Here is a 9,270-nt window from a genome sequence, read left to right on the forward strand (position 1 = left end):
TCGCCCCTCAGCCAGAAGCCGTTGACAACGATTCTGACCGCGGTGGTCAATCGGGGAACGGGAAAGAAGGCCGGGATCGAGGGCATTGAAATCGCCGGAAAAACCGGGACGGCCCGCAAGATCAAGGACGGGAAGTATACCACAACCTATGTTTCCTCCTTCGGCGGATTCTTTCCGGCCCGCCATCCGCAGGTGACCGTTTTCGTGATGATCGACGAGCCGCTGGGCATGTATTACGGCGGCGACGTGGCGGCGCCGTTGTTCAGGTCCATCGCGGCCAAAATCATGCCGTACCTTAATCTTTTTCCCGACCTGCCCGAGCGCAAGGAGATCACCCTGTGAAGTACCTGGACGAATTGCTCGGCAGGCAGGAGTCCCTGGCCTGGCGGGGCAATCTCCACGTCCCGGTCGCCGGCATCGAGTACGATTCGCGGAAAATCAAGAAAAACGACTGCTACGTTTCCATCAAGGGCTTCGTCAAGGACGGGATCGTCTACGCCGCCGACGCCATCGGCAACGGCGCCAGCGCGGTGGTTTCGGTGCATCCGCCGCCGCCGGATCACCTCCAGGCCACCTGGGTGCAGGTCAAGAACGACCGCCGCGTCCTCAGTCAGATGGCCAACCGCTTTTTCGACAACCCTTCCCAGAAATTGCGGGTGATCGGGGTCACCGGGACCAACGGCAAGACGACCACGGTGGGCTTGATCCAGGCGCTGCTCAACGCCGCCATGGCCAAGACCGCGGCCATCGGCACCTTGAGCATGAACTTTCCCGGCTGCAGCCGGGAAACCCACCTGACCACCCCGGAGGCTCCCGAGCTGTTCGCCTTCATGGCCGAGGCGGTCAAGGCCGGATGCCGCAACCTGGCCATGGAGGTGTCCTCGGCCGCCCTCAGCCTGCTGCGGGTCGAGGACATCGGGTTCGCCCAGGCGGTTTTCACCTCCTTTTCCGGCGATCACCTCGATTTTCACCAGACCATGGAGAATTATTTCGAGGCCAAGCTCTCGTTGTTTAAAAAGATTGGTGCCGAGCAATGGGCGATCATCAACGGCGACGACCCGATGGGCGAGCGCATCATCAAGGAGGTGAACTGCCGTTATGTCACCTTCGGCTTTTCAGCCCAGGCGGATATCCGGCCTCTGAAATATCATTTTTCCCTGGACGGCATCAAGGCGCTGCTGCAGACGCCGCGCGGGAAAATCGAGATCCAGAGCCGTCTGCTGGGCCGCTTCAACCTGCTCAACATCATGGCCGCGGTCAGTTCGGCGCTGGCCAGCGACCTGGCCCTGGACAAGATCAGCGCCGGCTTGAGCGAATTCGTCCCGGTCAAGGGCCGCGTCAACATTGCCCATGCCGGCGACTTCCTGGTCGTGGTCGATTACGCCCATACCGATGACGCCCTGGAAAACCTGTTGAAAGCCTTCCGGGAAATCTCGCCGGGCAAGCTGATACTGGTTTTCGGGGCCGGCGGCGACCGCGACAGGACCAAGCGGCCGCGCATGGGCCGGGTGGCCGCCAGCCTCGCCGACTGGGTGGTGCTGACCAGCGATAACCCGCGCCGGGAGGATCCGCAGGCCATCATCGACGAAATCACGGCCGGATTCGCCGCCGGTTTCCGCAATTTCAGCCGCGAGGTCGACCGTAAGAAAGCGATTGAAAAAGCCTTGGACATGGCCGTTGCCGGAGACGTGGTCCTGATCGCCGGTAAGGGCCATGAAGACTACCAGATCTTCAAGGATCGCACCGTGCACTTCGATGATTTCGAAGTGGTTCACGCCAAGATGGGGAAGGCCCATGCCTGAACTCCGGATCGATGAAATAGCCGCCGTGGTCTCCGGGCAGGTCAGCCGTGCCGGGCGGATCTCCGCTTTCAGCGATTTTCAATTCGACACGCGGGCCATGGCCGCCCACTCGCTTTTTTTTGCCCTCAAATCGGCGAAAGCGGACGGCCATCGCTATGTCAAGGACCTGGACGCCATTCCCGGCGCCGGCGCCGTGGTCAGGAAGGACTTTGCCGAAAGGCATGTCCAGGTGCCCCTGATCCGCGTCGCCGATCCCCTGCGGGCGGCCCAGCAGCTGGCCGTCCATGTCAGGGAAAAGTACCGCTCGATCACGTACGTCGGCATCACCGGCAGCGCCGGCAAGACCACGACCAAGGAATTCATTTTCCAGATCCTGGCCAGCAAATTCCGTTCCTTCCGCTCCCCGCAGAACTGGAACAACAGCATCGGCCTGCCTTTCTCGCTGTTGAAATTGACCGGGAAGGAAGAGGCCGCCGTTTTCGAACTGGCCATGAGCGATCCGGGCATCGGCGAAATCGACTTGCTGGCCGGTATCCTGAAGCCCGAGGTGGCGGTCCTGCTCAATGTTTTCCCGGTGCACCTGGAGTTTCTGAAAACGCTTGAAAACGCCGCCAAGGCCAAGGCCGAGATCTTGAATTATCTGCCCGCCGACGGCTGCGCGTTCGTCAACGGCGATTCGGCGCTGATCCGCCAGGCGGTCGCCGGCAAGAAAGGCTGCAAGATTTTTTTCGGCTCGCAAGCCTCCCGGGACCAGATCGTCCTGAAAGAGGTGGTCCGCGAAAGCAACGGCAGCCGCCTGGTGATCGATGCTTTCGGCAGAAAGGAGGAATTCGTCGCGCCGCTGATCAGCCTGGCGCAAGTCGAAGACCTGTTCGCGGCCATCCTGGTCGCGCAGCGGCTGGGAATGACCAATCCTGAAATCCAGGCGGCCCTTTCCGCCCTGCAGACGCTGGCCGGCCGGGGGCAGGTCCGTGAAGCGGGCGGATTCGTCATCATCGACGAGACCTACAATTCGAACCCGGAAGCTCTGAAAAAGATCCTGAAGTGGGTGGACGGGGAATACCGGCAGAAAAAGGCCGCGGTTTTGGGCGACATGCTGGAACTGGGTGCCGATGAGCTCGCCTTTCATGTTGAGGCCGGGCGTTTTTTCTCAGGGCTGCATTTTGACCTGCTCCTGGCCGTCGGCGCGCGGGCCGCGAAAATCGCCGAAGGCGCAAGGTTGTCGGGGTATCCGGCTGACCGCATCCAGTGCTTTGATCAGGCCGTTGACGCCGGGAAATACCTGCGCGCCGAGCTGCGGCCCGGCGCCGTCGTCCTGTTCAAAGGCTCGCGCGGCGTGGCTCTGGAAAAAGCCATCACGGAGTTCGTGCATGAAAAATAGTTCCATCGGGGTTCTGGGGTTCGGAAAAACGGGCCAGGCCATGCTGGAGTATCTCCTGGTCCACGAGCCGCAGGCGCCGCTGCTCCTGTTCAACGACGACGCCATCACCGACCGCGAGCGCCGCGACGCTTTCGAGCGGCGCGGGGTGCGCTTTCTGATCGGCGCCGATGCGTTCGCCGAACTCGGCGCCTGCCGGCTGGTCATCACCAGTCCCGGCTTTGACGGCACGACTCCCCGCTTTTCGTCCCTGCGCGCGCGCGGCGTCGAAATCGTCTCCGAAATCGAGTATGCCTCCGGCCGCATCCGGGCCGGCATCATCGCCGTCAGCGGCAGCAACGGCAAATCGACGACCGTCAGCCTGATTCATCATCTGCTCGTCAGAGCCGGCCGCACAAGCATCCTGGCCGGCAATATCGGCGTCCCCTTCATCGCCCAAACCGGGGAAGTCGGCGCCGATTCGACCGTGGTCCTCGAGCTGTCGAGTTTTCAGCTGGAAGAGATCGTCCATTTCCGGGCCGACGTGGCCGTGCTGCTCAACATCACCCCCGACCACCTGGATCGCTATCCTTCCATGGCGGCGTACGCGGCCGCGAAATTCAATTTGTTCAAGAATCAGCGCCGTGAGGACCGCATGGTGCTGAACGCCGACGACCCCTGGCTGCAGGATGAAAAGCGCCTCGGCCCGGCCAAGCCGCTGTGGTTTTCAAGCCGCCACGCCCGGGGCGACGGCGCTGTCCTGGAAAACCGTGACATCGTTCTCAGCCTGGGCGCGGGCAGGGAGAAGATTTCCCTGCAGCGCAACCCTTTGCGCGGGGTCCATAACCTGGAAAACATCATGGCCGCCGCCCTGGCCTGCCGCGCTGTCGGCCTGACGGCCCGTGAGATCGAAGCGGGGCTGGAATCGTTCCGCGGCCTGCCGCACCGCATGGAGGCGGCCGGGAAGGTCGGCCGGGTCGAGTTCATCAACGACTCCAAGGCGACCAACGTCGACGCGGCCCTCAAATCGATCGCCAGCATCGACGACCATCTGGTCGTCATCCTGGGCGGCAAGGACAAGGGCTCCGATTTCTCCGGCCTCGAAAAACCGCTGCGGGAAAAGGCGCAACGGGTGCTGCTGCTGGGCAAGGCGGCTCCGCTGATCGCCGCTCAGCTGCGCGGCCTGGCCGAGAAAATGGTTACGGTCCGCGACCTGGCCGAGGCGGTCGGCAGCGGCTATGAGCTTTTGCGCCGCAGCGGCGGTGTGGTGCTGCTGGCTCCGGCCTGCGCCAGTTTCGACATGTTCGACAACTTCGAGCACCGCGGCGAGGTATTCAAGCAGGAAGTGCGGCGCTTGCAGGACAGGGAGAAGGAAAATGGTTAAGCACAGCGGCATCGATCGCACCCTGCTGATGGTCTCGCTGCTGCTGATCGCCATCGGCTTCCTGATGATCTTCAGCACCACCCCGGTCCTGGCCCGCGAAAAGTTCGGCGACAGCTTCCATTTCTTCAAGAAGCAGCTGGTCTGGCTGGCCCTGGGATTGGTGGTTTTTGTCGCCATGATCCTGAGCAGGGCGCCGTTCTACCTGAATCAGCGGCTGATCATGGCCGTCATGGCGCTGGCCTTCACCGGGTTGTCGCTGGTCTTTTTTTTCCAAAAGATCAACAATACCAGCCGCTGGATCCGTTTGGCCGGCTTCTCGGTGCAGCCGTCCGAGTTCGCCAAGATCATCCTGGTGCTCTACCTGGCCATGATGCTGAGCCGAAGGGACGGCGACGTCAACAACGCCAAGAACCTGGGCTTGATCCTGCTGCCGGTGGCCTTCATGGAGGGGCTCATCCTCAAGGAGCCTGATTTCGGCAATTTCTTGCTGATCGCCGTCATCACCCTGGTCATGCTGTTCGTGGCCGGCGTGCGCCTGAAGTTTTTCGTGATTTTTTTCGCGCTGCTGCTCCCGCTGCTCTTGCTGCTGATCCGGGCCGATCCCATGCGCAGCGAGCGGATCAAGAGTTTCCTCAATCCGGAAGTCTATGCCAGCGGGCAGGGATTCCAGGCGTTGCAGTCGACCTATGCCATCGGCTCCGGCGGGCTTTTCGGCCAGGGGATCGGCAATTCGACCCAGAAATTGTTCTATCTCCCCTACGCCTATTCGGATTTCATCTATGCCATTATCGCCGAGGAGCTCGGCTTCTTCGGCGCCCTGACCGTGATCGCCCTCTTCGTCGTCTACTATCTGCGCGGCATGATCATCGCCAGGCAATCCGACAACCCCCATACCTACCTGCTCGTGACCGGGCTTGTTTTTCTGATCGCGTTACAGTCGATGGTCAACATTTCGGTGGCCGTCGGTCTTTTCCCCACCAAGGGCATTCCCCTGCCGTTCATTTCCTCGGGCGGAACATCCCTGCTCAGCAGCCTGATGATCACCGGGATCATCCTCAACGTGTCGCGCCAGCGCAAGGTGGTTTTCGGCCATGATTGAAACCAGCCGGATCAAGAAAATTCATTTCGCCGGCATCGGCGGCTCGGGCATGTCCGGGATCGCCGAAGTGCTTCACAACATGGGGTTCCAGATCTCCGGATCCGACATCGCCGAAAATGAAACCGTGCGCCGCCTGGCGGCGAAAGGGATCCGCATCGCCATCGGCCATGCCCGCGAGAACGTCGGCGCCGCGGAAGCCCTGGTCTATTCCAGCGCCATCACCGAGGACAATGTCGAGGTGCTGGAAGCGCTGAAAAACAAACTGCCGGTCATTCCCCGGGCTGAAATGCTGGCCGAGCTGATGCGCATGAAATTTTCCCTGGCCGTGGCCGGGACCCACGGCAAGACCACCACCACCTCGATGATCGCGACCATCCTGACCCAGGCCGGCCTGGATCCGACCTACGTGGTCGGCGGCAAGCTGAAAGTGCAGGGCAGCGGCGCCAAGCTGGGTTCGTCGCGCTACCTGGTGGCCGAAGCCGACGAGTCGGACGGCAGTTTCCTGAAACTGTTTCCCACCATCGCCGTGATCACCAACATCGAGAACGACCACCTGGAGTTCTACGGGCGGATGAAAAAACTGCTCCAGGCCTTCCGCGACTTCGCCGACAAGGTCCCGTTCTACGGTACCGTCATCCTCAACAACGAATGCCCGAACATCATAAAAATCAGGCCCGCGATCCGCAAGAAGATCGTCACCTACGGCTTCGCGGCCGGCGCCGACGTCCGGGCCGTGGGCGTGAAAACGTCCGGGTTCGCCTCTTCCTACCGGCTGGCGCTGCAGGGGCTGGAGCGGGGGGTGCTGCGCCTGAACGTGGGCGGCAGGCACAACGTGGCCAATTCGCTGGCCGCCGTCTGCGCCGCGCTGGAAGTGGGGGTGAGCCTGGAAACCATCCAGGCCAGCCTGGAGAACTTCAGCCTGCCCGAGCGGCGTTTCCAGGTCCTGTATGCCAGCCCGTCGCTCCTGGTCATCGATGATTACGCCCATCATCCCAGCGAGATCAAGGCCACGCTGAAAACGTTGCGCAGCAGCTCCTGCCGCCGGGTCATCGCCGTCTTCCAGCCCCACCGTTTCACCCGGCTGCAGATCCTGATGAAGCAGTTCGCCACGGCGTTCCGGGTCGCGGACATCGTGGTCATCGCCGAACTGTACACCGCCAACCAAAAGGAGATCCCGGGCGTCAACAGCAAGGTCCTGGCCGATCATATCCGCAGCCAGGGGCAGGAAAACGTCTTCTACCTGGAGTCCTTCGCCCAGATCCGCGACTTCCTGCGCGCGCGGCTCAGCCCCGGCGACGGTCTGGTATTCCTTTCCGCCGGCAACCTCACCCAGCTGGCCCACGATTTTGCGGCGGAGATGGAGGCGCTGAAAAAATGAACGACACGCGCAGCCACTCGCTGAAGTTCGAAGCCGAGTTCTTCCGCAAAAGCAACAATCTGACGCTGACCCGCGAAAAGAAAATCCGCTCCATCCAGATGCGGACGGTTCATATATTGCTGCTGCTGTTGCTGGCGCTGCTGGTTGCGTTTGTCGTATACAAAACGTCCGTCCTGCTGCTGGAGTGGGACACGCTGCAGGTCCATTCCTACCGTTTACGCCAGCAGCCGGTTTTCGCGGCGGATCAAGTCCGGGAGATCTTGAAGCGCTGCCGCGGCAACATCCTGGCCCTGGATCTAAAAGAACTGCGCGCCCAGCTGCTGCGGCTGCCGGAAATCGAAGACGCGACCATCAGCCGGGTTTTGCCCGATACCGTTGAAATCGGCTTCCGCTTGCGCCAGCCGCTCTTTTCCCTGGCCCGGAACGGCGGCTTCCAGCTCCTGGATGCCAGCGGCCTGGTCCTGGGCGAACGGCCGGTCGCTCCGCCAGGGCTCATTCCCATCCGCGCCGAGGGGCCGGTCCCGGCGCAGATCGCGGCGGCGGCGCAGGAATTGCTGCCTCTGCGCGATCGTATCGAGTATGTCGCCTATGCCGAGCCGTACGGCATCGAGTTGAAATTGCGGACGGGCCCCGAGGTCTTCTATCCGGGCGCGGGCGATTTTTTGAAGAAGATAAACCGCTACACCAAAATCAAGCCGCATTTGGCTGCGGACGGCCCAGCGATCCGTTCCGTCGATCTGCGCATTTCCGGGCGGATCTATTTCGGCTTTGGCGACGGGCCACAGGGGGAGTCATGAAGAACAACTATCTGGTCGGCATCGATATCGGCACCAAAAAGATCTGCACGCTGATCGCTCAGATCAAATCGGACGGGAAAAAAGAGGACGTGGAGATCATTGGCTACGGGATCGCCGAATCCAAGGGCCTGCGCAAAGGGGCCATCGTCAATATGGAAGAAACGGTCGAGGACATCAAGCGCTCGATCAAGGACGCGGAATTGACGGCCGGGGTGATGATCGAATCGGCCTATGTCAACATTTCCGGCAAGCACATCCAGAGCATCAACGCCAAGGGCAGCATCAACATCACCGGGCGCAGCAAGGAAATCACCCGCGAGGACGTGGACCGGGCCATCACCCACGCCAGCGCCATCATGCTCCCGGGCGACCGCTCGGTGCTGCATGTCCTCCCCCAGGAGTACATCGTCGACGCCCAGGACGGCATCAAGAATCCGGTGGGCATGGTCGGCACCAACCTGGATGTCTATATCCACATCATCACCGGGTCGATCACGGCCACCAAGAACCTGCTGCTGTGCCTGAAAAAGGCGAAAATCAACGTCCTGGGCATGGTGCTTTCGCACATCGCCTCGGCCGAGGCGGTCCTGACCCCCGATGAAAAAGAGCTCGGGGTCCTCTCCATCGACATCGGCGGCGGTACGACCGACATCGCCGTTTTCGAGAAAGGCGCCATCAGCTTCTCGGGGACGATCCCCTACGGCGGGGACAACTTCACCAACGACCTGTCGATCGGCATCCGCACCGCCATCGACCGCGCCGAAAAGATCAAACGCCGCTATGGCTGCGCCCTGGACCCCAACCTGAAGGACGAAACCTTCGAAGTGCCGTCGGTCAGCGGCAAAAAGCCGCGCCAGATTTCGACGTCGCTGCTGATGAATATCTTGAAACCGCGGGCGTTCGAGATTTTTGAAATGGTCAAGATGGAGATCGAGAAGGAAGGCTTGCAGAATTCGATCAATGCCGGCGTGGTGATCAGCGGCGGCACGGCGCTGCTCGACGGCATCCTCGAGGTCGCCGACGGGATTTTTTCCATACCGGTGCGCATCGGTTCGCCCTACGGCATCGGCGGCCTGATCGACAAGGTCAATACGCCGGAGTTCGCCACGGCGGTGGGCCTGATCAAGTACGGCTTCAGCGACATGAAGGACAAGGGAATCCTGCGCAATAAGCCGCTCAACTTTTCCCAGAAAATCAAAAATTATTTCGGCGTGTAGGAGGCAACCATGGACGATGACATTAAAATCCTTTATGGCCGCGAAAAAAAACGGGGAGCCGTGCTGAAGGTCATCGGCGTGGGCGGCGCCGGCGGCAACGCCATCAACCGCATGATCGAGGAAGACTTGAAGGGCGTCGAGTTCATCGCCGTCAACACCGACATGCAGGTCCTGTCGACCATCCGGCCTCCGGCCCTGAAGCTGCAGATCGGCGACAAGATCACCAAGGGGCTGGG

General features: G+C 61.4%; 9 protein-coding genes. All 9 read left to right on the forward strand.

From position 1 onward, the window contains the following. On the forward strand, positions 1-342 hold a 342-nt coding region (locus NTW95_04490), incomplete at its 5' end, for a penicillin-binding transpeptidase domain-containing protein (protein MCX6556677.1). Beyond that, entirely contained in the window at positions 339-1,802 is a 1,464-nt protein-coding gene (locus NTW95_04495; protein ID MCX6556678.1) for a UDP-N-acetylmuramoyl-L-alanyl-D-glutamate--2,6-diaminopimelate ligase, read from the forward strand. The genes NTW95_04490 and NTW95_04495, both read left to right, overlap by 4 nt. Next, entirely contained in the window at positions 1,795-3,183 is a 1,389-nt protein-coding gene (locus tag NTW95_04500; protein MCX6556679.1) for a UDP-N-acetylmuramoyl-tripeptide--D-alanyl-D-alanine ligase, read from the forward strand. Before NTW95_04495 ends, NTW95_04500 begins: the two co-directional genes overlap by 8 nt. Continuing rightward, complete coding sequence (murD, locus tag NTW95_04505) at positions 3,173-4,543, forward strand: UDP-N-acetylmuramoyl-L-alanine--D-glutamate ligase (protein ID MCX6556680.1); 1,371 nt, start codon at positions 3,173-3,175, stop codon at positions 4,541-4,543. Before NTW95_04500 ends, murD begins: the two co-directional genes overlap by 11 nt. After that, positions 4,536-5,642 (forward strand): putative lipid II flippase FtsW, encoded by a 1,107-nt coding sequence (gene ftsW / locus NTW95_04510; GenBank protein ID MCX6556681.1) that lies wholly within the window; start codon positions 4,536-4,538, stop codon positions 5,640-5,642. Before murD ends, ftsW begins: the two co-directional genes overlap by 8 nt. Then, positions 5,635-7,020, forward strand: coding sequence for a UDP-N-acetylmuramate--L-alanine ligase (gene murC, locus NTW95_04515; GenBank protein MCX6556682.1), 1,386 nt, complete (start codon positions 5,635-5,637; stop codon positions 7,018-7,020). Before ftsW ends, murC begins: the two co-directional genes overlap by 8 nt. After that, entirely contained in the window at positions 7,017-7,817 is an 801-nt protein-coding gene (locus NTW95_04520) for an FtsQ-type POTRA domain-containing protein (GenBank protein ID MCX6556683.1), read from the forward strand. Before murC ends, NTW95_04520 begins: the two co-directional genes overlap by 4 nt. Beyond that, entirely contained in the window at positions 7,814-9,034 is a 1,221-nt protein-coding gene (ftsA, locus tag NTW95_04525) for a cell division protein FtsA (GenBank protein ID MCX6556684.1), read from the forward strand. The genes NTW95_04520 and ftsA overlap by 4 nt, the downstream gene beginning before the upstream one ends. 9 nt (positions 9,035-9,043) lie before the next feature. Next, positions 9,044-9,270, forward strand: a 227-nt coding sequence (locus NTW95_04530) for a cell division protein FtsZ (GenBank protein MCX6556685.1), incomplete at its 3' end; no start/stop codon positions are given.

This window comes from Candidatus Aminicenantes bacterium (assembly GCA_026393795.1).
Classification (GTDB): Bacteria; Acidobacteriota; Aminicenantia; order UBA2199; family UBA2199; genus UBA2199.

What these genes read in the sequence shown, in the direction of transcription:
- NTW95_04520 (MCX6556683.1), top strand. Translation starts at nt 7,017, where the DNA reads ATGAACGACACGCGCAGCCACTCGCTGAAGTTCGAAGCCGAGTTCTTC.
- murD (MCX6556680.1), top strand. Translation starts at nt 3,173, where the DNA reads ATGAAAAATAGTTCCATCGGGGTTCTGGGGTTCGGAAAAACGGGCCAG.
- NTW95_04500 (MCX6556679.1), top strand. Translation starts at nt 1,795, where the DNA reads ATGCCTGAACTCCGGATCGATGAAATAGCCGCCGTGGTCTCCGGGCAG.
- ftsA (MCX6556684.1), top strand. Translation starts at nt 7,814, where the DNA reads ATGAAGAACAACTATCTGGTCGGCATCGATATCGGCACCAAAAAGATC.
- ftsW (MCX6556681.1), top strand. Translation starts at nt 4,536, where the DNA reads ATGGTTAAGCACAGCGGCATCGATCGCACCCTGCTGATGGTCTCGCTG.
- murC (MCX6556682.1), top strand. Translation starts at nt 5,635, where the DNA reads ATGATTGAAACCAGCCGGATCAAGAAAATTCATTTCGCCGGCATCGGC.